Source organism: Akkermansia sp. UBA7090 (assembly GCF_002493465.1).
Lineage (GTDB): Bacteria > Verrucomicrobiota > Verrucomicrobiia > Verrucomicrobiales > Akkermansiaceae > Akkermansia > Akkermansia muciniphila_A.
In genome coordinates, this window is sequence record NZ_DKYW01000019.1 from 101957 (window position 1) to 127383 (window position 25427).

Genomic DNA, 25427 nt, shown 5'->3' on the forward strand with positions numbered 1-25427 from the left:
GGGGCGGCAAAAGAACAGACCGTTCTTTTGCCGCCCTCTTTGTTCCATGAACTTTTCCTTCCATCCCGTTCCCCGGACCAGCGCCGCGCCCTCCGGAAAAATCAGCCACCCTTCTCCGGCTCCGCCTTGGACACTCCCGCCAACTGCGGAAAGCAGCCCGGCGCCAGCCCGGGAAGTGGAATGCTTCTCCTGCCGCAAAATCACTTCCGTCCCCGCCACGGCAGTTTCCGCCAGGTGCGGCCACTGCTCCGCGTATATCAAACTGGACGACGTCATTTTACACAGCAGAACGCACCGGACCAAGGTGCAGACCTGCGGAAGCGTTACCGTACAGGCCAATGCAGACCTGAAAGGGCTGAACATCGAATGCCGCGATCTGGTCTTATACGGCAGGGCATCCGGTGATTTCCTGTGCCGCGGCGTCTGCAAAATCAAAACGGACCAGCACATCTCCGGTTCCATCTCCGCCCGCAGGATGGTGGTGGAAAAAAAGACGACGGTGCTGGTCACAGGCACCATCCGCGTGGAGAACATCTGGATACAGGGTTCTCTGGAAGGAACGCTGACGGCGGATGAAACCGTCACCATCCACCGGCACGCCAAATTCCTGGGAGATATCACGGCGCGCCGTCTCATCATTGAGGAAGGCGGCTCACACCAGGGAGCCTTTACACGCCTTGCATAACATGAATCTTCCCATCTCCATCCGCGGCGCGCGCCAGCACAACCTCCGGAATCTGGATCTGGACCTTCCGTCCAACAAGCTCATCGCATTTTGCGGCCCTTCCGGCTCCGGAAAATCATCCCTGGCGTTTGATACGCTTTTTTCCGAATCCCGCAGGCGTTTTCTGGACTGCCTGTCGGCACGCTCCAGACAGGGCATGGATCAACCGGAAAAACCGGAAGTGGACAGCATTACCGGGCTGCCCCCGGCCCTGTGCCTGGAGCAATCCGCCAGGCAGCAGAGCTCCCGCACCCTGCTGGGGAGCATTACGGAAATTCTGGACTACCTGCGCATCCTTTACGCAGCCGCCGGCACGCCTCATGACCCGGAGACAGGAAAGGAACTGGAACGCAAAAGCCCGGACCGGATTACGGAGGAACTCGTTTCCCTGCCGGAACACACGCGCCTGGTTCTGGCCGCTCCGGCGGAAAACCTGTTGTCCCAGGACCCCGCAGCAACGCTTGGCGACTTCCAGCGGCAGGGCTTCCTACGGGTTTACTGGAACGGAGAAATGCGGGATATTGAAGAAATAAGCTCCCCCGCCCCCCCGCCTCCGGACGCGGCCCTGGTCATTGACCGCCTCATCGTCAGAGGGGAAAATACGGCCTCGCGCATTGCGGATTCCCTGCAAACGGCTCTCCGTATCAATCCGGACGAGGTGCGGGCCATCATCACCATACCGGGAGAGGAAGCTTCAATCCGGGCCTTCCACACCCGCTACCGCAATCCGGAAACAGGCTTCCTTCTGCCCCAGCTTACTCCCCGCCATTTTTCCTTCAACTCCCCGCTGGGGGCATGCCCCTCCTGCCGGGGGACCGGCCTGAATGAACAGGAAAACGGCCCGTGCCGCGCCTGCGGAGGCAAGCGCCTTTCCCCTCTGGCCCTGGCCGTCACCATGTCTGCGCCGGACCGGGCCTACAATCTGGCGGAACTGACGGCTCTTCCGCTGGAAGATATGGCCGGAGAACTGGAACGCCTGAAAACGCCCCCTTCCCTGGCGGCGGCATTAAACCCGCTCATGGAGGAAATCAACAAACGCGTGCGCTTCCTGAATGAGCTGGGGCTCTCCTACCTGTCTCTGGACCGCCAGGCAAACACCCTTTCCGGAGGCGAACTGCAGAGGGCGCGCCTGGCTTCCCAGCTGGGAGGAGGCCTTTCCGGAGTTCTTTACATCCTGGACGAACCCACGGCCGGACTGCACCCCGCCGATACGGACCGCCTGCTCCGTGCTCTCCGGACGCTCCGGAACCAGGGCAACACGGTCCTGGTCGTAGAACATGATGAGCAAATTCTAACCGCGGCGGATTACCTGGTGGACATGGGCCCCGGAGCCGGAACCAACGGAGGCCGTATTCTGGCGCAGGGCTCCCTTGCGGAAATACTGGAAAATGCCGGGAGCCCCACCGGGGAATGGCTTTCAGGCAAGCGAAGCATGCCCGCCTCCGGACATAAGACGGCTCCTGCGGAGCGTCTGGTCCTGACCGGAGCGGACAAACACAACCTCAACAATGTCACTCTGAATATCCCGGTTGGTACATTGACCTGCATCTCCGGCCCTTCCGGTTCAGGGAAATCCACCCTCGTCCGGGAGTGTCTCATCCCCGCGGTCAGGCAAGCCCTCTCCGGGAAAAAGGATATTCCGCGCCGCGTGCAGGGAACGGAGCACTTCAACCGCCTTGTCGTCATCGACCAGTCGCCCATCGGCAAAACGCCGCGTTCCACGCCGGCCACCGCTACCGGCCTGCTCCAGGTGCTGCGCCCCCTTTACGCACAGCTCCCCCTTTCCAAGCAGAGGGGATATACGGCGGCGCGCTTTTCCCCCAACATTCGCGGAGGCCGTTGTGAACGGTGCCAGGGAACGGGCATGATTGAAGTGGACATGAACTTCCTGGGAAATGTGGCCATGCCCTGCGACGCCTGCCACGGGCAATGCTACAACAGGGAAACGCTGGAAGTCACCTGGAAAGGGAAATCCATTGCCCAGGCGCTGGCCCTGACCGTGGACGAAGCGGCGGACTTCTTTTCCTCCCTGCCAAGAGCCGCCGCCATCCTGAAAAGCATGCAGGACGTAGGGCTGGGATACCTCCATCTCAACCGCAGGGCGGACACCCTTTCCGGAGGAGAATCCCAGCGCATAAAAATAGCTGCGGAACTGGCCAAAGCCCCGGCCTGGAAACTGGCGGAAGACGGGAAAAGGGCCCTGTTCATTCTGGACGAACCCACCAGCGGCCTTCATTTCAATGAAGTGGCCCTTCTCCTGGCAGCCCTTTTCCGCCTGAGGGATGCCGGGCACACCATCCTCTGCGTGGAACACCACAAGGACCTGCTCAATGCCGCGGACTACCTGGTGGACATGGGCCCCGGAGCCGGCAGGCACGGCGGCAATATCGTGGCCGAGGGCTCCCCCGCAGATGTAGCGTCCAATCCGGAAGCGCCCACTTCACCCTGGCTCGTCCCCCGTTAACAACGGCAGAGCAGGAAATCAGCCACCCATCCCAGCCGCCGGCGTTCCGTTCCCGGCGTCTTCAGAAAAATTCCGCTTCTCCGGGGTCTATTCTCCCCCTTTCCCTATTTATTATCTTGACGACCTCCCTGTTTTTTCACCAAAAAAGGAGTTACGTATTCCTTTTTCCTATGACTCTCCGTTTCCTCTCTTCTGCTCTGGCGGCGTTGTTCCTTCCCGGAACGCTTCATGCCGCGCCCGTATTCCTTGAAAATGTCTCCGAATCCGGAGGATGGTATGATTGCAATAAAAAAACCAAATGGACATGGGGGACCAAACCCCACCCCACCAACCCGTTAAATCCTCCGGTTTCCGCACGGCCCACAGAATGGCTGTACCTTCCTTATGACCAGAATATCTGCTGGGCGGCGGCAGCCTCCAACGTGCTCCAATGGTGGCAGGATACCAGAAGCGACCTGAAATCCACCACGCCCAACGGGAAATCCGCCACTTACGATGTCATGCCGCAGGTCGCCCAGCTGGCCATTTATCAAACCATCTCCACGAACTGGACAAACAGCGGAGGCTCCGTGGAACAGGCCTACAACTGGTGGGTCAACGGCGGGATGCTGGATACCACCGCCTATCCGAGCCTTTCTACGACGACAGCTCCCGGAGGATACTGGAAAGAGCTGGGACTGACAGTCCCGCAGTCCTCAAGCGGAGGAGCTGTTGACAACCCCTTATTTTCCGCATACAGCTTCTGGGACGGAGACACCAGAAGCGGCGTTTACCAGAAACTGACAAACAGCATCAACAAAAACTGGGGAACCACGCTGACCGTCGGGGAAGAAGGAAGAGGCCACGCCATCACCATGTGGGGCTACGACACGGACAAAGACGGCAATCTGATTATCTACCTGACGGACTCGGACGACTACGCTGTGGAAATGTTCCGCCAGAAAGTAGTCGTGAACGACTATACGGACGAATATGGCTCCTCCCACTGCGACATTTATCTGACCAGCCTGGATGGAGAAAACGACGTGTATAATTATAACTACGACGAAGCGGGACTGACGGGCATCCGCCTGGGAGAAATACAGAGCTTCACCGCTCCGCTGGGGGACCTGAGAGTCCCGGAACCCGGCGCCGGAATCCTCTTCCTCTGCGGTTCATTCCTTGTCCTGTCCCGTCGCAGGCTTACTGGACGGTAACGCTTTCCGAACTCCGGCCCTCGTAAAAACGGGTCTTGATTCTTATGGGGGAAATGTGCAGAATCGGCAAGCGCACAAGTTCAGGAGAGCGAAAATTGTCCCAGTTGTTCCCCGGTGCGGTTACCTGTGAAATGAATGACGCTTCCCACAACCACGGTGAGCAGGAAAACACCGTCTCCACCTATTCCGTCGACATAGAAACCCTTCAGCAAATAGCTCTGCAAGGAGACGCGCAGGCACTGTTCCAGCTGGCGATCAACTACGAACAGGGGCGCGGAGTGGCGGAAAACCAGCAGGAAGCTTTTTACTGCTATCAGCAGGCGGCGGAACTGGGCCACGTTACCGCCCAGCTCAACCTGGGATGGGCTTATTCCAACGGCATCGGCGCCCCTCAGGACAACGGCAAAGCCTTTTACTGGTACCGTAAAGCAGCCGAACAGGGGCATCCCACCGCGCAATTCGACCTCGGCTTCTGCTACATCAACGGCCTGGGCGTGGAAAAAGACGAACAACAGGCCATCGTCTGGTACAAAAAAGCGGCGGAACAGGGCCACGCAGTAGCCCAGCTCAACCTCGGCTGGATTTACGCCAACAGCCCCAGCCGGAAAAACTGGGAACAAGCCGTATACTGGTACAAGCAGGCTGCGGAACAGGGAGACCCCCGCGCCCAGTATAACCTGGCCTGGTGCTATGGCAACGGAAGCGGAACCCCAAAAGACCCGCAGAAAGCCGCTTACTGGTATGAGGAAGCCGCCATGCAGAACCACGCTACAGCCCAATACAATCTGGGCTGGTGCTATGAAAACGGTTTCGGCGTGGAGCCGGATCTGGACAAAGCGCTGGTATGGTATCACAAATCAGCCCTACAGGGGCAGATTACGGCTCAATACACGCTGGGATGGTGCTACGGCAACGGCCGGGGCATGGAAGTGGACATGGCCAAAGCCGTCCACTGGTACACCAAAGCCGCCGAACAGGGGCATACCACCGCCCAGCTCAACCTGGGGTGGTGCCATCTGAACGGAAAGGGAACGCCCGTCAACCGGGAAGAAGCCCTGAAATGGTATCTTAAGGCGGCGGAACAGGGCAACGCCACAGCCATGTTCAATGTGGGCAACTGTTACGCCCACGGCTACGGCATTGAGCAGGACGACAAACAGGCGGAAGAATGGTATCTGAAAGCCGTCCGGCACGGCAACAAAAAGGCCGCCAGCGCCCTGCGCCATCTGGCTTCCAAACAGGAAAAAGAGGAAAAAACGAACTCAGAGGGCTGAAAAGTCGTTTTCCTGCCTGCCTCCCCGGGAAATCCCATCTCCTTGACCTGGATCCGGTCATCAACACACGCAGGAAAACATGTCCCCGCCCGGAAATAGATACCTGACAGCCGTCAAAACCCCGGACCGTCATCGCCGCCTCTTCCTTCCGTCCGCCGGGCCTTTTCGGGACAACCGTTCCACGGCTTCCGGAAGCCGGGACGCGCCATCGCCGCCCAGCGCGGCGTCAATATCTTCCAGCGCATGAATCAGGTCAATGACCTCCCGGCGGGGCAAGGCGCCCCCGGCCGGCACGCAGAAATGAGTGCGGCACGCTAACGGCCTGCCTTCATAAATCATGCATCTTCACTGCCCGCTTAAAAAAGGGCAGCTCCCGTCCGGAGGCAGCTCCAGCCGGGTGCGTCCGGAAGCGCGCCACGCCTTCCAGGCCACCCATGCCTCACCCAGCGTTACATGCGGCGTCTCCCCGGTCAGGCGGAACCGGCAGCAATCCGCAGCGCCGGTACAGAAACGCTGGGCGCGGGAAGCGCGGAAAGCGCCTTCATCCAGAAGGCGCCGCACCTCCATCAACACCCCGGCGGAGGGAACCATTCCCCCCGCCTTTCCCTGGCGGCATTTGCCACGCGCCATGACTGAACCGGTTAACAGGTCAGGCCGTCCGCCTTCGCCTGGTTCCAGTACGCATACTCGGAGCGGTTGAAATCCACGTATTCCGGAGACAAATCCGTGGTATACACCGTATGGGAAAACTCGCCCCGATTCAAATTGATATCCACCTGGAACGCGGGAACCTGCACGGCCTGCCGCAAATCGTCGGACGGAGTATCCGCCTGCACGCCGCCGCGGCAGGCGGCCAAACCGGCGATGTCGATGTCTATCTTCTCTTCGTCCACCTTTGCTCCGCAGTAGCCCACAGCATGAATAATGCGCCCCCAGTTGGGATCGTTCCCGTTCCAGGAACTCTTCACCAGGGAAGACTTGGCTACGGCTTCCGCCGCTTTTTTCGCTTCATCCTCCGTGCGGCCTCCCGTCACATGCACGGTGACGAACTTGGTCACCCGCTCTCCGTCCTGCACGATGTGCTTGGCCAGTTCCAGCATCACATGGACCAAAGCCTGCTGGAAAGCGTAAATATCTTCCGGAGTTTCCAGCTTCACGCCGGACGCCCCGTTCGCCATCACCAGAACCGTGTCATTCGTGCTCATGTCTCCGTCAATGGTGATGCAGTTAAAAGAACTCTTCACTCCGGACTGCACGCACAGCTCCAGCACATCGCGGGAAACGCCCGCATCCGTCGTGATAAAGCACAACATGGTCGCCATGCAGGGATTGATCATGCCAGCCCCCTTGCAGCAGGCGCCGATGCGCACGGGTTTGCCCTGCACCACAAATTCAATGGCGATGATTTTCTCCTTCGTATCGCTGGTCATCACGGCCTGGGCCACCTCATGCCCCTTGTCGCGGGAAAGACCCTCCGCCAACTCCGGGAACTTCGGATAAATGCGCATCATAGGCATTGGCAGGCCAATCACGCCGGTGGAACATACGGCCACTTCTGCGGGCTCCAGCCCCAGAAGCTCCGCAACGCTGCGGCATTCGCCCCTGGCGTCCTCCACACCCCGGGTACCGGTGCAGGCGTTCGCGTTCCCGCTGTTCGCCACGATGGCGCGGATATTTCCTTTCCGGAGATGCTCCCGGCTCACCTTCACGCAGGCGGCCTGCACGCGGTTGGTCGTAAACGTTCCTGCGGACACGCAGGGTTCCGTGGAATAAATCAGGGCCAGGTCCAGACGCGTGGCCGTAGGCTTCTTGATGCCGCAGCTTACGGCGCTCCCCAAAAATCCCCGGGGCGCGCAAACGCCCCCGTCAACCGGAATATAGGATGAATCATTCATCGTCTTGAAAGTGTCTTTCAACATATCAAAAAGCTACAGAACCCACAAGCCTTCCGTTTCATCAAATCCGCACATGATATTGAAGGACTGAACGGCCTGGCCCCCTGCACCCTTCACCACATTATCCTCCGCGCTCATCAGAATCACGCGGTTCGTGCGGGGATCATAAGCCCAGCCAATGTCCACGCAGTTCGTCCGCGTTACATTCTTGGTATCCGCAGGCTGGTTGCGCCCCAGAAGGCGGACGAACGGGGCCGCGGCATAAGCTTCTTCCAGCAGGCGGCCGACGCATTCGGGGTCCGCCCCCTTTTTCACTTTGGCCGTAATCGTGGAGCAGATGCCCGTATTAACGGGAATCAAATGGGGGGTAAAGGACATCACCACCGTTTCCCCCGCGGCATGGGAAAGCTCCTGTTCAATTTCACTCAAATGGCGGTGTTTCGGCACTCCGTAGGCATGAAAACTCTCATTGCACTCGCAGAACAGCAGCGGAATGGACGCCTTGCGCCCCGCTCCGCTCACGCCGCTGCCGGAACAGACCACCACGTCCTCCGGCTCCAGCATGCCCGCCTTGAACAAGGGAATGAGAGGCAAAAGAATGCTGGTGGGATAGCAGCCGGGAGAAGCCACAATGCGCGCCCGGGCAATCTCCTCCCGGCGCCACTCCGGCAAGCCGTACACGGCCTCCTGCATCAGGGCGGTGTCCGGGTGGGGGTTCCCGTAATACTCTTCGTACACCTCCGGGCTGTCCAGACGGAAATCCGCGCTCAGGTCAATCACGCGCACGCCCCGGTCCACCAGACCGCGGGCATAGGAAGCGGCCACGCCATGAGGCAGGGCCAGAAAAGCGACCTCCGCCCCAGTGGCGGCAATCGCTTCCACATCGGAATCCGTAAACTTCAGGTCGGAACCCGGAACCTGCCGAAAACGGGGGAAAACCTCCCACAACGGCTGCCCGGCATACTGGCGGGAAGTAGCGCATACCAGCTTCACGCCGCGATGGTTCAAAAGGATGCGCAACAACTCCTGCCCGGTGTAGCCACTGGCTCCGACGACTGCAACTTGAACTTGCTTCATGACAAAAAAGGTATGCTATGAAAAAAGACTCTTGCCAACACTAAAGTTTTCCTATATACACCTCGCCGTCACGAGACACGACCCCGGTCGGTCCGAGTTCATCGGGTTGTAGCGCAGTCTGGTAGCGCACCTGCATGGGGTGCAGGGGGTCGCAGGTTCGAATCCTGTCAACCCGACCATTTTTAACCGCTGTAAGCTGAAACGCTTACAGCGGTTTTTGTTTTCCCCTGTTGTTAAAACAGCCACACGTCAAAATGAAAAATGCCGTATTGTGGGCCGCAGAAATGGCAAGGGATGAGTATGCGTCAGTATTTCGAATCCATTGATTACCCTATTTGCATACGGCTGCATGTATGCGTTGCGGGGATGGATGGTCAGACGGTGAACGCCGAAAATGATGCGACCAGGTTTGCGATGGTGACTACGGACAGTCCAAAACCGGATTCCTAACCATCCAGCGAGAGGGCGTTAAAGATGCGATGGATGCTCAATGACAGGATACAGGCGTTCATAACGAGGCTACCAGGGAAAGATACGAGGCAGTGGCCAGAAATGGCCTGCTGGCCGGGCAAAGCCGATGCAGCCCCCCCTGCACGGAGCGGGCGGCTGGACAAGTTATTAAGATACCCGGCATAGTTCTATCAGAGGTCTTGGCGCATTACACGGCCCCTTACCGCCTGTTCCTATGAACAAAGCAATCCGGCATAACATCCTTTTTCCTTCCCCGGAACAATTTGAAACCTCTGTTCTCTACAACACGATCTCCACATTGTAAGGCTCGTCAATCAACAGATAGTCACAGCCGTAGAACCTGCATTTTTCAAGATTGTCCCTGTTTTCACGCAGCAACTCTTCCCGTGTCAAGGCAGCATTCTCCACACGCTTTTCAATCGCATTCTCATAATTCAGGATATCATGATAATGCCCTTGAATATAATTCTCTGAAAAAATCAGGCATACATACCGTATCTGTTCCCGGCAGACTTGCGTAAAATCCTTTTTCCAGTCAAAGGGAATATAGCAACCTTCCACCACTAAATTCTGACCGTTTTCAATCGCGGTCTTTACAATTTCCCTGATCATGCCCCAGAGGAAGGGGGTCAGTTCTTCATCGGGGCTCTCAGGAGAAAGGGGACACATTCCGCTGCGTATCAACCCCATCTTTAAATGATCAATGGACAAATAGGGATAGGAATATTTTTCAAGCACCCGCTGCGCCGCAAGCGTTTTCCCGGTATGCGTGCCGCCGCCAATCAGAAGAATCATAAAAACATTAATCATTCATGTTTCATAAGAAAAAAACAATCTGTCATAACCTTCCAACAACAAAGCCTTTGCCGTTTCCGGCAAAGGCTTTGAGCATGGCGTCCCATTACGGGCACGGAATGAAAACCGCCTTAATTGCCGTAAGAGGATTCCACGCGCCGGGCTACGTCGCGGTAGCCGTACTCGGCATCGTAAATCTGCTGGAATGCAGCCAGGGATTCCCCCTTCTTGCCCTGCTTTTCATAAAGCAGGCCGATCATGTAGAGGATTTCCTTCTTGGTGTCATTCATTTCTATTAATTCCTTATTGGCTTCCTCCAGCTGGCGCAGGGCCATATCATGCATGTTCTTGGCGTCATAACACTTGCCAAGCAACAGCATGGCGCGGATGCGGATATGGGGATTGTTGCGGGCACGCTGGAGTTCCGGAATGGCTTCCGTGTAATTGCCGCAGTCGAAGAGGGCCTGCCCCAGTTCAAAACGGGTCTGCGGATCCGTGGGGTTGTTTTCCACGCGCTGGCGGCACAAGGCCACCTGCTGTTCCGCGGCCTCCTTGCTGAACTGAGCCAGCTGTTCCTGAAGTTCCTTATTATCCGGCTCCGCGGCAGCGCGGCGGCGGATTTCCTCCACCTGGGCCTTGCGGCAGCGCTCATTCATTTCCGAGGCCTTGTTTTCCAGGGAAATATCATTATTGCTGAGGCTGAACGCGTAATTATAGAAGGAATAGGCATTCGCCCAGTCTTCCATTTGTTCATAAACGCCGGCAATGTCGCGCACGACGGCCAGATCCTGCTGGTTCTGGGCGTAACGGGCGGAGAGAAGCCCCAGGCGCTCTTCCAGTTCCGCACGGGTGAGTCCTTTCTTGTCGCTCTTGTCCAGGGTGTTCGTTTCGGATGAGTTCTTCATCACGTCCCGGAAGCTTTTGGCTTCCTCCCACTTTTGCTGCTGCATCGTGGCGCGTGCCATGCAGTCCTTTTCACTCTTCACGGCCACACTGTCCGTAGGATCCAGCTTTACAAGGTCATGGTACACCTCCGCAGCCTGGGCCGGCATATCCCGGGAAACGTAATGGGAGGCCAGCATATGGAGCATTTTTTTATTGCCCGGGTGCCCCTGGCGGACGGTCTCCAGAGCAAAAGCGGCCAAGTCCGGAAAATCCACTTCCATGGCAGCCATGAACAGGGCTTCGTTGACCGGAATGCTGTAAGGATCATGTTCCAATTCGTCTTCCAGCGCGGAAAGCTGGGTAGCCGCGTCTTTTTTGGAAGAAGTGAGCTTGCTGGTGCTGATTTTCATGCCGCTGAACAGGCCTCCTCTCTTGGCCTCCGGATTCAATTTGATTTCACAGGCGCGCAACGCCTTGCGTCCTTCCAGAAAGCCGGGGAGCTGCTTTACCAGGGCCTTGAGCAGACTGACGGCATAAGGATAATTGTTCATGTCCACCGCCTGGCGGGCGCGCACCCAAAATTCGGCCTGCTGGGGAGTCAACTGTTCTTCTGTAATCGTTTCAATCATGGAACTATATAAGCGTAAATGGGAATAATGGCAGCGCCCCAACAGGGCGGCCCTGCATGTAATGGTTCAATGGTATCAGCCGGGGAGGCATACTTCAACCTTGTTTTTTGTTCCCGTTAGGAAAAAATACGCCGCATGAGACTGGATGCTCTTTTATCCCGTTACGGATATTGTTCCAGGCGGGAAGCGCCGGGTTGGATCAAACGCCACTCCGTTACATTCAAAGGGAAACCATGCTCCGCGCCCACGGACAAGGTGCAGGCGGAAGGCATCCTGCTGGACGGAGAACCTGTAGAATTCCCGGACGGCCTGTACGCCGCCCTTTACAAACCTGAAGGGTACACATGCAGCCATGACGACGGTGAGGGGGATTTGATTTACGATCTGCTGCCCTTCCGGTGGCGGAACAGAAACCCTGCGGTCTCTTCCGTAGGACGGCTGGACAAGGAAACTTCCGGTCTGCTGCTCCTCACGGATGATGGAAAATTCATCCACCGCATGACCTCCCCCCGCCATCACGTCGCCAAGGTTTATGAAGCCGTCACGGAGAAGGATATCCCTATAGAAGCCGTGGAGCTGTTCGCCTCCGGAACTCTCACGCTGAACGGGGAGGCTCGCCCCTGCGCCCCCGCCCTGCTGGAAATCCGGGAGCCGCGGCTTGCCCGGCTGACGCTTACGGAAGGGAAATACCACCAGGTCCGCCGCATGCTGGCCGCCGCAGGCGCTCCCGTCTTATCTCTGTGCCGTATTTCCATCGGCTCCCTGCATCTGGACAGCCTGAACCTGAAACCGGGGGAATGGGCGCCCATCCGTCCGGAGGCGCTGTAATCCTCCCGTCCGCCATGTGGATCTCTATTTCCGACGCTCCGATTGCCTGTTTTCCGCACTTTGAGGTAGCGGCGGAATCCGGGGACTGGATTGTGGTGGACAAGGGGGCGCCTCTCATCGTCCACCCGTCCAACGGGAAAAAGGAACCCAACCTTCTGGAAGGGGTGGAAGCCCTGCTAAGCTACGAAATAGCCAACGGAGCCGCCCTTTCCCTGGTCAACAGGCTGGATCGGGAAACCAGCGGCCTGACGCTGATTTCTAAAAACAAAAGAGCGGCCAGGGAGCTGGGAAGAGCCATGCAGCGGCGCCTGATGCACAAGGAATATCTGGCGATCGTGCAAGGATGGCCTGAATGGACGGAAACAGCATGCGCCGCCCCCATTTTGAGACAGGGGGAAGTGGAGGAAAGCCGCATATGGGTCAAACAGGCCGTGCATCCAGCCGGCAAAGCATGCACTACCGTTTTCCGGAAAGAACGGACGTGGAACACACGCCGGGGCCCTCTGGCGCTGGTCCGGTGCATTCCGGAAACGGGACGCATGCACCAGATACGCGTGCATCTGGCACACCTGGGACATCCCATCCTGGGTGACAAAATTTACGGTCCGTCCGAACATTGCTATCTGGAATACATCCAGCATGGATGGAGCCGGGAACTGGAGGAGCGGCTGGTTCTGCCGCGCCATGCGCTGCATGCCTGCCGGCTGGAATTTCCGTTTGATGAAGAAACCTTCACTGCGGAAGCCCCCCTGCCGGAAGACATGCGGCTGCTGCTTGAAACCGGGGATTAGTAAAAAAAACTCCGTCAGATGACCGGAATGACCTCACCCCGGTCAAAACGCACTTTCGCCAGGCGGGCGTACTTATCCGCCTCTTCATTCCGGTAACCCAGGGCCAGGGCGCAAAGCGTGTAATAAGGGGAATTCTCCAGATGAAGAATACGGTCATAGGCAAGCGGATCCATCCCTTCCAGCGCGCAGGTGTCCACGCGGAGATCCGCGGCGCAGCTCATCATGAACCCGAGGGCAATGTACACCTGCCGTTCCAGCCAGGCTTTCAGCGCTTCCGGAGACTTGGAACCCACCAGTTCAAAAATGCGGGCGCGGTACTGGTCCAGGGAATCCATGGTGACACCGCGCACTTCCACGATACGTTCCAGATAGCGCTGCACGTCTTCCGGCTTGAAGTCCCTGCGGGCACAGAAAACCACCAGGCGGGAAGCGTCCGTAACCTGGGGTTGTCCCCATGAAACCTCCCGAAGCCGGGAACGCACAGAGGGATCCCGGACATCAAGGAACTTCCACATCTGAAGCCCCAGGGAGGAAGGGCTCAAATGAAGGGATTCCAGAAGGGCTTCCCAGTCTTCCGCCGGAATGCGGCGGTCCGGATTGAATACCTTGGTGGCGTAACGCCATTCCAGCGTCTCGATCAATTCCTGAGCGTTCATATTCGTGTATGATGTTTCATGCAGGCAGCCGGGCGGCTTTTCCCCGTAGCTTGCTCCATGCCCTGGCATTTTCCCCGTTCCCTGCCGGAATGCAAGCCAAGGTTCCGGCACAAGCGCGGCAGCGGCTCCCTGCCGGCCCCGCCCTTCTTCCTGTCCGGCAAGCCGGAAACAGCTCCGCTCCCCATCCCGCCAACCGCGCGGCTTTCCGGGCATCAAAGGAATTTGACCGGCATATAATCCCCGGTCTGCTGGATGGTGAAGCTGATGCCCAGCCCGAATTCGTTTTTATTCCCGTTCTTGCGGACGAAAGCGCCTACGCCCAAATACCAGGACCCCATATTGTGGTACACATTATATTCCTGAATGTCCATCTTGCCGTCCAGCAGGGAAAAACGCCACTTGCCGCTGAAAGCCCAGGCTTCCGAAAAACGCTGCAAAATGCGCAAATCCAGCTGGCTGTTGTCCTCCAGAAGGGAATGCTGGTTCAAATAACGGTGCCCCACTATGAACTCCGTGGAACGCCACGGCATGAAACGCAGGGAGTTGTTATATTCATGGCAACCGGAAATCTTGTCCTTCCCCAAAACGGGAGCCTGCATTTCCGACCGGTATTCCATCCAGGGAACGGGATTCCAGCGCATGAACGAAAAAAGGTTGGAAAAATCCCGCTGGTTAACGGGATTATACAGATAGGCATCCATGAACACATCCCAGGAAAACCAGCGGTGGGAATTGGCGTCCCGGCTGGTCATCAGCATATTGCGCAATCCATACCGGAACACGAGCCCCGTGGACAGGGAGTCGATCTCCGTGTACCTGCCTATGCTCAAGGACGGGGGATTGGTCGTGGGGGTATCGCCGTCAATCTGGGGATAAAGCTCGCTCAGGCGGTTGGTTTTGACATACGCCAGCGTAAAGTGGGGCTGAACGATATGATTCATGCCGTTCAGTCCAAAGGAATCGCTATAGACGGAAGAATAACGGCGGGAGAATTTGAAATCAGCGTCCGCCCCGGCGTAAAAAATTCCCTGATTGAGCGGTTTGTAGTCCTCCACGCCGTAATATCCCGTATAGCCCCCGCCCATTTTGGGGGTCAGGTTCAGGAACCCCATGATTTTCCTGGAAACGGAAATCTCATGGAAGGAGTGGAACCTGCTGTAGCTGTCCGTCATCAGCATTCGGGCCCAGTAATCATAGGAAGAAGTTCCGGGATCCATCCCGTCCAGCATGTTCCGGATTTCCGTCCGCATGAACGGAGGAACGTATTGCTTGAGGAAAGCGAAACTGGTGCGGCTTTCATACATGACGGGAGAACGGAATATGGGAGACTTGATGCGCTCATAACTGAACTCCGTCCGCTGATCCGCTATGTAAAAATTATTGGGGACAAAACGCTGCAGCAGTGAAAAATCATTCGTATCGTCCGTGCGGGAAAGAAGCACCGTGTTATCCGGAGAAGAATTGCGCTGATAAATTTCCGGATAAAAATCGCGGAGCATGTACTCGTCGCTCAGCATGTTGATGTTGGCCTTCAACTGCCAGTCCGTACGGAGGTTTACCCGGTGGGTCCACATCTGCTGAAGCGCGAACCTCCACCGGTCCGGATCCAGATGCTCGCGGTACTCATCATCACCGGCATTGATTTTCACCCCTTTATCGTGGGTTTTGTAAAAGGACAGCCCCGTCATGTCCGGACAATCCTTTTCCAGCAGCACGTCGCGGATGTCCAATCCGTAGGCGAAGCCGCGCCGGATGCGGTAATCTGCATGCAGGGTTCCCAGATAATCCGCGGAAGGCATGCCGTTGTCCGACCATTTTTTCCCCATCAGGAATCCGTATTCATTCAGGAGGTAAGGCCCCCAGATAGAGCGCATGCCGGGAATGGGAAGGTAACCGACTTCCGGATTAAGGGAATGGCTGAGATAGGGAAAATAAAAGAAGGGAACGCCTCCGTAATAAAGGGTCAGGTTCTTGAAAGAAAACCTGTCTTCCGGATACACGCGTATCCTGTCCGCGGAAATCCAGGTGAGAGGCTCGCTGACGTCTTCCGCCGTGACGGAGGCATTGCGGGCTTCCAGGTAAGTGTTGCCGGCGGCATCCTTCCGGGATTCAAACTTTCCGCTGCGCAGAATCAATCCCTCCATCTTCGCACGGATGGCCTCCGTAAGAAGCACTTCGTTCTCCCAGTCAAACTCCGCGCTGTCGGCGCGCACCAGGCTGTTGGTCCTCGTCCTGCCGTCACTCTGGTAAATGGACAGGTTCCCTTTCAGAAACACCTTGCCCTGATCCATATCCGCCTGGGCATAATCCGCAAAAACCTCCACCCCGGTATCCGTAACCATGTGGATGCGCGGTCCTTCAAAAATGACCTTCCGGGAGTCCTCCACCCTGACGGCTCCGTCATTGGTGATGGAGATATTGGAGGGAATCTGCGGCATGAAAGTGCCGGAAAACAGATTGCCCGCCATTTTCCCCCCGGCACCTTCCTGCCCGGGTTCAGCGGAAGGGGCGGGCGGCCGCTCCGCAGCCGTCTCTGCAAACAGGGAAGCCCCGGCAACCAGCGCCGCTGCACCCCATAGCTTTGCAAGCATCCCAATCATGACTAGCCCACAGAACACTATGAGAAAGGACAAAAGACAAGCCTAATGTCACATTTCTCCGCCAGTGGAGCGGAAAATTCACCGGGACAGCATGCCGTTGGCGATGATGCCCCAATCGGCAGAATTGCCGTCTCCGGCGTCATCCACGCGGATTTCCAGCTTCCTGCCGCCTTCCACCGCCGCTTTCACGGGAATGGAATCCCCGTCCTTGAGCACAGGGGATTCAATGAGCTTCCTGCCGTCCAAATACACGCTGAATTTGACGCTGCCGCGGGACCCGAAAGGCAGCCCCACATCAGCGCGGAACTCCTTCCAGCGCCCGTCCAGGTCATAGGAGAAGACAGCCGGGGCATGGGCCAGGATGAAACGTTCCGGCCTTCCGATTGTCCGGAAGAAAGGCACGGGCCCCAAATCCGACGGGAACAGGGCATCCCACAACGGAACGGCCCAACCCACCTGGGCCGCAGAAGGCTTGCAGTCATTCAGGCTGATGCTGACGGTTTCCGCGGGAATCTGTGCCGGAGCAACCTCCAGCGCAAGGTTCTGGCGCTGGAGGGCGCGCTTCCAGACAGGGAGCCACTCCTTCACTTCTGGACGGGAACCATGCCTGCGTTCCACTTCCGCCAGAGCCTTCCGGGCTTCTTCCATGCGGCCCCGCCTCCACAGATTCTGAACATCTCCAAAATAAACGATCTGGGCCAGCGAAGGGGCTTTGGCCCCCCTGGCATCCATCCACACGGGCAGAGTAATCATGCTGCGCGTGCTGTCGCAATTCAATACGGCCACCCGCATTTCTATAAAACCGCCCTTATAGCCCGGCCTGCAGATGGTAAGATCAAACTCTCCCTTTTCATCCAGAGAAGCGCCCACGGCATTGGAATCATAATCCGAACCTCCGGGCGGATCCAAATGGGCAACGATGCCATAGGCGGGGCGCGTCAGATGAACCCTCCCTTTCAGGCGCAGCCCGTCCTTGACGGGAATGGCCTCCAGCCGTTCAAAAGACCCCGGGACATACCTGCCCATCATACGCCCGAAGGAAGCATCTGAGGGAAGCTCCGTCTCCACCCCGTTGAACAGGGGAACACTGGCCAGTTTCAAAGCATCCGTAGGCGCCAGGTAGGAGCCCTTCCCCTCATTGCGCAGCTCATTACCGTACGTGGAATTGCCGTGTCCCATCAGGGAAGCCCCTGCGTTGGGGTAATTCCATCCGTCCCCCGTGTGGGGAAGGCCGAAGGAGTGCCCCAATTCATGGGCTGTGCCGCCTATGTAAATGGTGGCGTTCTTCCCCCTGGTCACCTTGAAACGGCCGCCCTGCATCATTTCCGTATCCAGAAAGCTGGCGGGATCCAGCCCTTCCTGATCGCAGGTCCACCCTGTGCCCTGATGGCTGAAGCCGCCGCCGTAATAAGGCCCTACGCCGTCCGGAAGCTGGCACACGATAAGCACATGCTCCTTATCAATGTCAATTCCCTTGGAGGCCAGCACCTTCTTGGCGGCCTCCCGGGAAACGGGGCCGGAGCTCTGCACGCTCATCTCGCTCATGGGTTTATCCACATAGGCGTCATAAATAACCAGCTTGCCCCGTTCATCCAAATCCAGCTGGAATGTGAGCGGAGGGAAACCGTTGGCCTGCATCTGATCCGCATAATAAGCCTGGATATTCTTCAGAATATGATCATACCGTTCCCGGTATCCTTCAAGGGCCGGCCTGTCCTTGAACGTTACGTAAACCACGTGCAATTTTCTGGAAGACTTGGGTTTGCCCCGATGATAGGCGCTCAGTGTCTTCCAGGCGGCGCGGGCGTTGGCGGCATCCCCGGGATTAACCGTCCAGCTGACGGGCAGCCGGGTAAACTCCGCCCCCTCCCGGGATGAGGAGGCAGGAACAGGCGCCTTGGAAGCAGACTCCGCCTCCGTCCCCATGGACGGGGCATTCCAAATCCCGGCCCCAAGAACCAGCAACAAGACAGAAAAACGTTTCGACGTAACATTCATAAAACGATATCAGGATATACGGGTAAACCGAAGGTGTTTTATCACCATATCATTCACCAGACGATTCATATTTTCGGAAAAGGAATCATACACCACTTCCACACGGCAGGGGCCGGGCGTCATCACCGCTTCCACTGCTGTGGAATAAATAAAATGCTCCCAGTTTCCGAAACGGGACGTATGGGGGAACGCCAGCGTTCCTGCGCGCCTGCCGTTCAGGTACAGGCTGCGCAGGGCACAGGTATTCCCGTCTGAAACATCATAAGTGCCGTTAGCGAAAAAGGCGTCCACCCGGTAAACGCCGGGCTTGTCTATATTGACATTGTAGCAAAGAGCGTCCGGAGACTCCGTAACGCGGGAAAACCAGACCTCATCCCCGCTCAGGCCGCAGGGGCGCGTCTCCATGCGGGAATCCGAGGAAGGATAATCATTGGGCTCATTAAGATAAGACTCCCTGCCATCCAGAGCGACCGCCATCACCTGGAAAGACACGTCCCCACATCCGGGAGCGGGGATATAATGGCAGTACTCCGTCTGGGATACGGGGATGCCGTTCCGGTAAACACGGTAATAATCGGCGCCTTTCACAGCCTCCCATGCAATGCCATGGCGCGTCGCCTTCCATGCAGGAGCCTCCAGGCTGCTGCCCATGCAGGTTAAATTCACCGTCCCTTCCCCCTCATCTCCTCCGGCCAGCTCCAATTTCACAAGAACGCGGCCCTTCCTACCCGGCGAAAGGCCGGGAGGAGCCTCCTGCCCGTTGACCAGGCACCGCGCTATCCGGTGCCCGCTGCCCTGCAGAATCACATCTATCGTCATGCCGCGGTATTCCAGCCCGGACAACTCATGAACGCCTTCAAAAGACTTGGGAACGCAAGGGCGGAATTCCAGAGAATCCGGAGACAGGCGGATACCGAACAATCCCTTGTAAAAACAGCCCAGCATTCCGGCAATACTCCAGAGCTGGCTGTCGGAACTGAGCAGCAGCCCCTCATCCAGCCCCGTTTCCAGAAGGACATTCTCCTTGTTCGTGCCGCACAGCAGGGCGGCACGGACCATGCAGGCGACCGCCAGCGCCAGGGCGGATTCATTCTCCACCGCCGCAGCGGCCTGCGCATAATAGCCCTCCAGGAACGGCCACATGGCGCGGTTGTGGTAGGCCGGCACGCTATCAGGCATCTGGGGATGGATGCAGGGAATGCCATAAACGCCATGAGGAAGGGAGGCAACCATCCCGGCGGCATGGGCCCTCCCGGCCTGCCCCAGAAGAACGCAAAGCAGATTGCCCAGGGAATCCACCTTCTCCGACAGCACGGGGTACCCGCGCCCATACAGGTACTGCCCGTACAGAACATGTTCCGGAATCCTGAAAAAACGCTCAATGACAGAAGCCAGGGAGGCGCTTTTTTCCTCCCACTCCCGCGCTTTCGCCTCCAGCCCCAGCTCCCGGAACATCCGGGACAGCACCTTGCGGGCCTCCGCGTGCAGGAGCATGGTGGAAAGGCTGCATGAATCTCCAATATCGGCAGAAGTCATCCACGCAGGATAGCTCTGCTCCCGCCAATCCAGCACGGACGATTCCCCCTTCATCAGGCCGCCCGTGGCTGTAAGCACCTGTTCATCCCTCACGCACGTCTTTTCCATCACCCGGCAGGAAAGGGACAGCCAGTCGGCATCCCCCGTCAGGCAGTAAACTTCCCACGCCGCCATCCCCCATACCACACGGTCGGAAGAAATGGGCCAGGAACCGCCCGTTCCGGTATCCTGCTCCACCTCCCCGTTCCGGACCCGCGATTTCAGGCTATTCATACAGGCATGGACATTCCACAAACCCAGTCCCAGATGGGTGGCGTAGGAAATATCCCGGGTCCACACGGTTGGCCAGTTGGCCCCCGTCCGGAACGTCCCTTCTTCATTAAGCAGGGCCCCGGCCTCATGCAACGCCAGACCGTAAGCCTGATTAAGCACTTCAAAATTTCCACGATAATGCGGAGCACTCCCGGCTTCCGGAAAAATGCGCCACTCGGAATAGCGGCCGTTCTTCATGGTTTTCACCGGGCCGTCCGGCTGTACCTCCGCCCAATGCGCGGCATCCTGGCGCAAAGAATTTCCGGTCAGCGTAAAAGCCTCTCCCCTGTATAATATGCGATCCTGATCCATAAACTAGCGGATGCTGCATCCATTATTTTTTTAACACGGAAGAAAACTTCTGTCCCGCAGAAAATGAGGTTGATGAACTCTTCAGGCCATAAAAAACCGGGCTTCCCGAAAACGGGAAACCCGGCGCAAAAGCAAATCAACATTAATGCTTCAACAAAGAGGAAACGGCGTCACGTTCTTCCTTCAGTTCATTGACGGTAGCGTCAATTTTTTCACGGGAGAACGCATCAACCGGAAGCCCCTGCACGATTTCCCAGCCGCCATCCTTGGTGGTGCGGACCGGGAAGGAACAGATAAGACCTTTTTCAATGCCGTAGGAACCGTCAGAACAAACGGCCACGGAATACCAGTCTCCTTCCGGAGTCTGGGTAGCCAGGCTGCGGACGGTATCCACGGCGGCGGAAGCGGCGGAAGCGGCGGAAGAAGCTCCGCGCGCCTTGATGATGGCGGCGCCGCGCTGCTGCACGGTGGTAATGAAATCGCCCTTGAGCCATTCCGTATCCTTGATGACTTCCGTTACGGGCTTGCCGCCAATCTTGGCGTTGGTGAAATCCGGGTACTGGGTGGAGGAGTGGTTGCCCCAGATGGTCATGTTAGTCACTTCCGTCACATGGACGCCGGCCTTTTCAGCAAGCTGGCTCTTGGCGCGGTTTTCATCCAGGCGGGTCATGGCGAAGAAGCGGTCGGAGGGAACGCCGCTTGCGTTGTGCATGGCAATAAGGGCATTCGTATTGCAGGGGTTACCGACGACCAGCACGCGCACATCCTTGGCGGCGCTGCGGGCAATCGCCTGGCCCTGGCCGATGAACACCTTGCCGTTGATGTCCAGCAAATCCTTGCGTTCCATGCCGGCCTTGCGAGGCACGGAACCTACCAGCAGGCACCAGTTGGCCCCGGCGAACGCTTCATCAGGATCGCAGGTCGGAACAATTTCATTAACCAGCGGGAATGCGGCGTCACGCAATTCCATCACCACCCCTTCCAGGGCATTCATGGCCGGGGGGATTTCCAGCAGGCGCAGGTTGATCGGCTGGTCCGGCCCCAGCATGCTGCCGGAAGCAATACGGAACAGAAGGGAATAGGCAATTTGGCCGGCGGCTCCTGTAACGGTAACGGTGATAGGTGTTTTCATAACGTTCGAATTAAAATAAACAGATATTTTCCTGTCTGGTCGCGGTTATACCACAAGGAAAGGGGACGCTCAATCAGGAACTTTTTATTTTGACAGAAAAAATCCTCTGTCAATAATGCTTGAATATTGGTTCAGCCGCCTTTATCTTTCGGCGCAATCAAGTTTTTATCAATACTTCGCTAACACTATGAATTTAACAATCATCGGCAGCGGCTACGTGGGACTGACTACTGGCACCTGTTTTGCTGAAATGGGCCATCACGTCATTTGCGTAGACAATAACGCTGAAAAAATACGCACGCTCCAATCCGGGTCCATCCCCATTTACGAGCCCAAGCTGGAAGAACTCGTGAAAAAAAACGTGGCCGTCGGACGGCTGGAATTTTCCTCTTCCATTGCGGACTCCATCGCGGAAAGCGAAGTCATCTTCATCGCTGTGCCCACCCCGCCCAATACGGACGGCTCCGTGGATCTGACCTACATTGAAAAAGTGGCCAGGGAAATCGCCCAGGCGCTCCAGCCTGAAATGGGATACAAAGTCATTGTGGACAAATCCACCGTACCCGTCAAAACCGGGGAAAAAGTCAGCCAGACCATCAAGCACTATGCGGGGCCGCATGTTCAGTTCGATATCGTCTCCAATCCGGAATTCCTGCGGGAAGGATGCGCCGTGGACGACCTGCTGCATCCCGACCGCATTGTCATAGGCGCCAACTCGGAACAGGCCATGAACGTCATCAAGCGCGTTTACCAGCCCATCCACGCCCCCATTCTGGAAACGGATGTCAACTCTGCGGAACTCATCAAGCACGCGGCCAACTCCTTCCTGGCCCTTAAAATATCCTACATTAACGCTGTCGCCAAGGTCTGTGAAAAAACGGGCGCGGACGTGGAACTGGTGGCGGAAGGCATCGGCATGGACAAACGCATCTCACGCCACTTCCTTAACGCGGGGCTGGGCTACGGCGGCTCCTGCTTTCCGAAAGACGTCAAGGCCTTCATCAACATCAGCCGCACGCTGGGCATTCCCTTCACCCTGCTGGAGGAAGTGGAACACATCAACGACACCCAGCACATCCACTTCCTGGACAGAATTCGGGACCGCCTGTGGGTTCTGAAGGATAAAAAGATAGCCGTGTGGGGCCTTGCCTTCAAACAGAACACGGATGATATCCGGGAATCCATCGCCCTGAAACTATGTGAAAAACTCTGCGCGGAAGGAGCCATTGTCACCGCTACGGATCCCAAAGCCATGCACACGGCGGCCCCCATTCTGAAACCCAGGGGGGTCAAACTGGTGGAAGACATGTACGAATGCGCCCGGGACGCGGAAGTGCTGGTTATCGCCACGGAATGGAGCGAATACGCGAATGCGGACCTGCAGAAACTCGCCGGCGTCATGCGCAACCGCATCATCTTTGATGGAAGAAACATCCTCTCCCCGGCAAACCTCCGGGCCGTAGGATTTGAATACCACTCCGTGGGCAGGCCCTCTGTTGAAGAAGCCTGACCGCTCCCGGACACCATTCCGGCCTCAGACCTCCCCATATGTAAAAGGCCTCCGGCGCACTCAACGCGCCGGAGGCCTCGTCATGTATTCGCTAATCCTGTTGGCCGATCAAAACTCAAACAGCAACCCCGCACGCAAATAAAAACCGGGGTCATAATGGTACTTTTCCAAATCATGGCTCCCGTTGCTGGTCTTGATAGTACCGGAATTCCCGAAGGAAAAACCGATATCCGCCACCAGCCTGGGGCGAACGCTGCCCCAACGCCCCAGCCCCGCATCGGCTCCTATGCCGGCGACGCCGGAAATCCATGCAAACTGGCGAACGCGGCGGTCATGGTGAATCGTCCATGTGCCGGACACCACGGAAACGAACGGCCCCCACTTGAATCCATCGCTCACCCTGTTGATATAGGAAAGACGGGTCCCCTCCAGCTGCAGCGTCCAATTCCGGGAAGCATCCCATTTAAACTGAATAAGAGGCAGCAAAGGATAATCCCCAAGCTGCGGATAACAGCCGATGCCGACGCCATAGCTGAACCGGTCGTTCAAGGGGCCTGCCAGAAGAACATGGCCTCCTAAGAAAATATTATGGCTCGTCCAGGTATCGAAATCCGTGGAAATCTGGGGCGTCACACCGAAAACCAGGCGCGTCTTCCCCGTGACGGCATAGGAGGCATTCACATTCAGCCAAATCGTGTACAGCCGGTCCACATCCATCTTATCCGCCCCTTTTCCGTTAAACCAGCTCAGACGCAACGCCGCGGTAGAAGAAAAATTCCAGGAACCGCTGGACATTCTGCACAAATTCAAATCCGTCATCCAATTCTGGACATTCACGCTTCCGCTCCCATTTCTGGAATCCATGGGGCCAAGCAATTCAAAATAGGACTGTGTGGGGAAAACGGGCCTGGAGGCGGACGCCTCCGCCGGCGCCGAAGCGTTGTCGTAACCGCCGGAATAAGCCTCTGCATAAAAACCGGGATCATATCCGTCTGAAGAATCGGAATCCGGATAAGGCTGGGGATTCGCCTGGGCGGCAAAAACGATGCCGGACGCAAAAAAGAGGCTCGATAAAAATCGAAGGAGCATGACCGGAAAGTATACGTACGCGCACATGCGGTCAATCAAAAGATATACAAATGACTAATTAATCGCCTCCATTCCCGAACAGAACCGCAACCATAATCATCACCAGGACAGGAAGCAGGCGCCATCGGACAGCCTTGCTGTTCCGGAAACACGCTGCCGCACAGCCAAGAGATAAGGCAAAACAAACCGCCGTCGCCAAAAGCGTCATCCGCGCCAACAGAAAAAAAATCATCCGGCATTCATCATACTCGCGGGTTCCATGAAAAGAAAAAATCTTGCCCACCTCCATCACCTTGCCCTATATGATAGTAAGGCGGGAAATGGCAGACACAAAACTGCTTGTTTCCAGCTTCTACCCTGTTGAATCAGGAAAAACATTCATCCAAAAGAAAGATACCTGCCATGAAAACGATTCTTTTATGGGCCGCATGTCTAGTGATCGTAACCGGCTGTAATTCTCCTCAAAATCATCATTCTCCAATTGAAAACGGAGGAACAAAAACAGCGGAACAAGCGGAAAATTTTAATCCTTACGGCACTTATGAAGGAATTCTTCCTGCCGCCGACTGTGAAGGGATCAAAACGACGCTGACATTAAACAACAACAAGACTTATGTATTGAGAAGCGAATACATAGGAGAAAAAAACGCCATTTTCAAATCAAAAGGCTCTTATGCTTTCATCAACGGCAGCCTGATTGAATTGACCCAGTCCTCTTCCAATGAAAAATCTTACTATAAAATACTTGACGGCAGTAAAGTAATGCTGTCAGACAAGGAAGGGACAATCAATCAGGGCATCCTGGCCGAACATTATATATTAAAAAAGAAATAAAACTGCTTCTATCATCCATCACTTTCTCCACTCCGCCGCACCTCTCCCCTGCGGCGTTTTTTATACCGTCTCTCAGCCCGGCATACTGATCAATCTTATTCATATCCCCGCCGTCAGGGAAAGAATCCGGCACGCTGCTCCCAACCATCAAGGCTTCCGCCAGTACGCAGCAGGTTTGAAAAGAATGATTCATTGTCTTTCTCTCCGCAGTGATTCGGATACAGAAGATTTCCAGCACTTTAAATAATCACAGGTGCGGATGCCTCCGTACAGGAATAATCCATTTTACAGATAACCATACGGACAACCAACAGGAAGTTACACTAAAGACAAAAACCCGCAAATCATTCGATTTACAGGCTTTAAAATGGTCGGGAAGACAGGATTCGAACCTGCGACATCCTGCTCCCAAAGCAGGC

At 56.6% G+C, this 25427-nt stretch carries 20 protein-coding genes and 1 tRNA gene; 9 read left to right on the top strand and 12 right to left on the bottom strand.

Annotated elements, in window-relative coordinates:
• Positions 1 to 46 precede the first annotated feature (46 nt).
• The 4 genes from B3075_RS07200 (at position 47) to B3075_RS07215 (ending at position 5658) form a co-directional block, all read left to right on the top strand.
• Positions 47 to 685 carry a polymer-forming cytoskeletal protein gene (locus tag B3075_RS07200; RefSeq protein WP_094135331.1) on the top strand — a complete coding sequence of 213 codons (639 nt, stop codon included), beginning with the start codon at positions 47 to 49 and terminating at the stop codon, positions 683 to 685.
• 1 nt (position 686) lies between these two features.
• A complete protein-coding gene (locus B3075_RS07205) occupies positions 687 to 3188 on the top strand; it encodes an excinuclease ABC subunit UvrA (protein ID WP_290489180.1) in 2502 nt (833 codons plus the stop codon).
• 170 nt (positions 3189 to 3358) lie between these two features.
• The gene (locus tag B3075_RS07210) at positions 3359 to 4384 is read left to right on the top strand and encodes a hypothetical protein (RefSeq protein ID WP_288926625.1); all 1026 of its coding nucleotides are present in this window, start codon (positions 3359 to 3361) and stop codon (positions 4382 to 4384) included.
• Positions 4385 to 4515: 131 nt separating this feature from the next.
• Positions 4516 to 5658, top strand: a complete 1143-nt coding sequence (locus tag B3075_RS07215; protein WP_290489176.1) for a tetratricopeptide repeat protein — start codon at positions 4516 to 4518, stop codon at positions 5656 to 5658.
• Positions 5659 to 5787: 129 nt separating this feature from the next.
• Here B3075_RS07215 and B3075_RS07220 read toward each other — a convergent pair whose 3' ends face one another.
• The 4 genes from B3075_RS07220 to argC are packed head-to-tail and all read right to left on the bottom strand — an operon-like array spanning position 5788 to position 8630.
• Positions 5788 to 5997, bottom strand: coding sequence for a hypothetical protein (locus tag B3075_RS07220; RefSeq protein WP_290492062.1), 210 nt, complete (start codon positions 5995 to 5997; stop codon positions 5788 to 5790).
• 6 nt (positions 5998 to 6003) lie between these two features.
• Positions 6004 to 6288 (bottom strand): hypothetical protein, encoded by a 285-nt coding sequence (locus tag B3075_RS07225; protein ID WP_290489173.1) that lies wholly within the window; start codon positions 6286 to 6288, stop codon positions 6004 to 6006.
• An 11-nt stretch (positions 6289 to 6299) separates the two neighbouring features.
• Positions 6300 to 7577, bottom strand: coding sequence for a bifunctional glutamate N-acetyltransferase/amino-acid acetyltransferase ArgJ (gene argJ, locus B3075_RS07230; protein WP_290489171.1), 1278 nt, complete (start codon positions 7575 to 7577; stop codon positions 6300 to 6302).
• Between the two features lie 9 nt (positions 7578 to 7586).
• Positions 7587 to 8630, bottom strand: a complete 1044-nt coding sequence (gene argC / locus B3075_RS07235) for an N-acetyl-gamma-glutamyl-phosphate reductase (RefSeq protein ID WP_094135336.1) — start codon at positions 8628 to 8630, stop codon at positions 7587 to 7589.
• Positions 8631 to 8732: 102 nt separating this feature from the next.
• Between argC and B3075_RS07240 the strand changes: the two genes are divergently transcribed.
• Positions 8733 to 8809 (top strand) — tRNA-Pro (locus tag B3075_RS07240).
• Between the two features lie 571 nt (positions 8810 to 9380).
• Here B3075_RS07240 and B3075_RS07245 read toward each other — a convergent pair.
• Positions 9381 to 9896, bottom strand: a complete 516-nt coding sequence (locus tag B3075_RS07245; RefSeq protein ID WP_290489169.1) for an adenylate kinase — start codon at positions 9894 to 9896, stop codon at positions 9381 to 9383.
• A gap of 131 nt (positions 9897 to 10027) precedes the next feature.
• Positions 10028 to 11410, bottom strand: a complete 1383-nt coding sequence (locus B3075_RS07250) for a tetratricopeptide repeat protein (protein ID WP_094135338.1) — start codon at positions 11408 to 11410, stop codon at positions 10028 to 10030.
• A gap of 135 nt (positions 11411 to 11545) precedes the next feature.
• Between B3075_RS07250 and B3075_RS07255 the strand changes: the two genes are divergently transcribed.
• Positions 11546 to 12238 (top strand): pseudouridine synthase, encoded by a 693-nt coding sequence (locus B3075_RS07255; protein WP_290489167.1) that lies wholly within the window; start codon positions 11546 to 11548, stop codon positions 12236 to 12238.
• 14 nt (positions 12239 to 12252) lie between these two features.
• The gene (locus tag B3075_RS07260) at positions 12253 to 13029 is read left to right on the top strand and encodes an RluA family pseudouridine synthase (protein ID WP_290489165.1); all 777 of its coding nucleotides are present in this window, start codon (positions 12253 to 12255) and stop codon (positions 13027 to 13029) included.
• Between the two features lie 14 nt (positions 13030 to 13043).
• On the opposite strand, the gene B3075_RS07265 is transcribed toward B3075_RS07260, so the two are convergent.
• From B3075_RS07265 to B3075_RS07285, 5 genes are all read right to left on the bottom strand, one after another.
• Entirely contained in the window at positions 13044 to 13685 is a 642-nt protein-coding gene (locus B3075_RS07265) for an NAD(P)H-dependent oxidoreductase (RefSeq protein ID WP_290489163.1), read from the bottom strand.
• Positions 13686 to 13897: 212 nt separating this feature from the next.
• Positions 13898 to 16276, bottom strand: coding sequence for a hypothetical protein (locus B3075_RS07270; RefSeq protein WP_290492063.1), 2379 nt, complete (start codon positions 16274 to 16276; stop codon positions 13898 to 13900).
• Positions 16277 to 16363: 87 nt separating this feature from the next.
• Positions 16364 to 18253 carry an NPCBM/NEW2 domain-containing protein gene (locus B3075_RS07275; RefSeq protein ID WP_290489160.1) on the bottom strand — a complete coding sequence of 630 codons (1890 nt, stop codon included), beginning with the start codon at positions 18251 to 18253 and terminating at the stop codon, positions 16364 to 16366.
• 39 nt (positions 18254 to 18292) lie between these two features.
• Entirely contained in the window at positions 18293 to 20329 is a 2037-nt protein-coding gene (locus tag B3075_RS07280; RefSeq protein WP_290489158.1) for a hypothetical protein, read from the bottom strand.
• 256 nt (positions 20330 to 20585) lie between these two features.
• Positions 20586 to 21575, bottom strand: a complete 990-nt coding sequence (locus tag B3075_RS07285) for a malate dehydrogenase (protein ID WP_094135345.1) — start codon at positions 21573 to 21575, stop codon at positions 20586 to 20588.
• Positions 21576 to 21762: 187 nt separating this feature from the next.
• Here B3075_RS07285 and B3075_RS07290 point away from each other — a divergent pair, with 187 nt between their 5' ends.
• The gene (locus B3075_RS07290; RefSeq protein WP_094135346.1) at positions 21763 to 23085 is read left to right on the top strand and encodes a UDP-glucose dehydrogenase family protein; all 1323 of its coding nucleotides are present in this window, start codon (positions 21763 to 21765) and stop codon (positions 23083 to 23085) included.
• A 108-nt stretch (positions 23086 to 23193) separates the two neighbouring features.
• Here B3075_RS07290 and B3075_RS07295 read toward each other — a convergent pair whose 3' ends face one another.
• The gene (locus B3075_RS07295) at positions 23194 to 24174 is read right to left on the bottom strand and encodes an Amuc_1434 family mucin 2-degrading aspartic protease (protein ID WP_290489155.1); all 981 of its coding nucleotides are present in this window, start codon (positions 24172 to 24174) and stop codon (positions 23194 to 23196) included.
• A 402-nt stretch (positions 24175 to 24576) separates the two neighbouring features.
• On the opposite strand from B3075_RS07295, the gene B3075_RS07300 reads away from it, so the two are divergent.
• A complete protein-coding gene (locus B3075_RS07300; RefSeq protein ID WP_290489153.1) occupies positions 24577 to 25008 on the top strand; it encodes a copper resistance protein NlpE in 432 nt (143 codons plus the stop codon).
• The last annotated feature ends 419 nt before the right edge of the window (positions 25009 to 25427 follow it).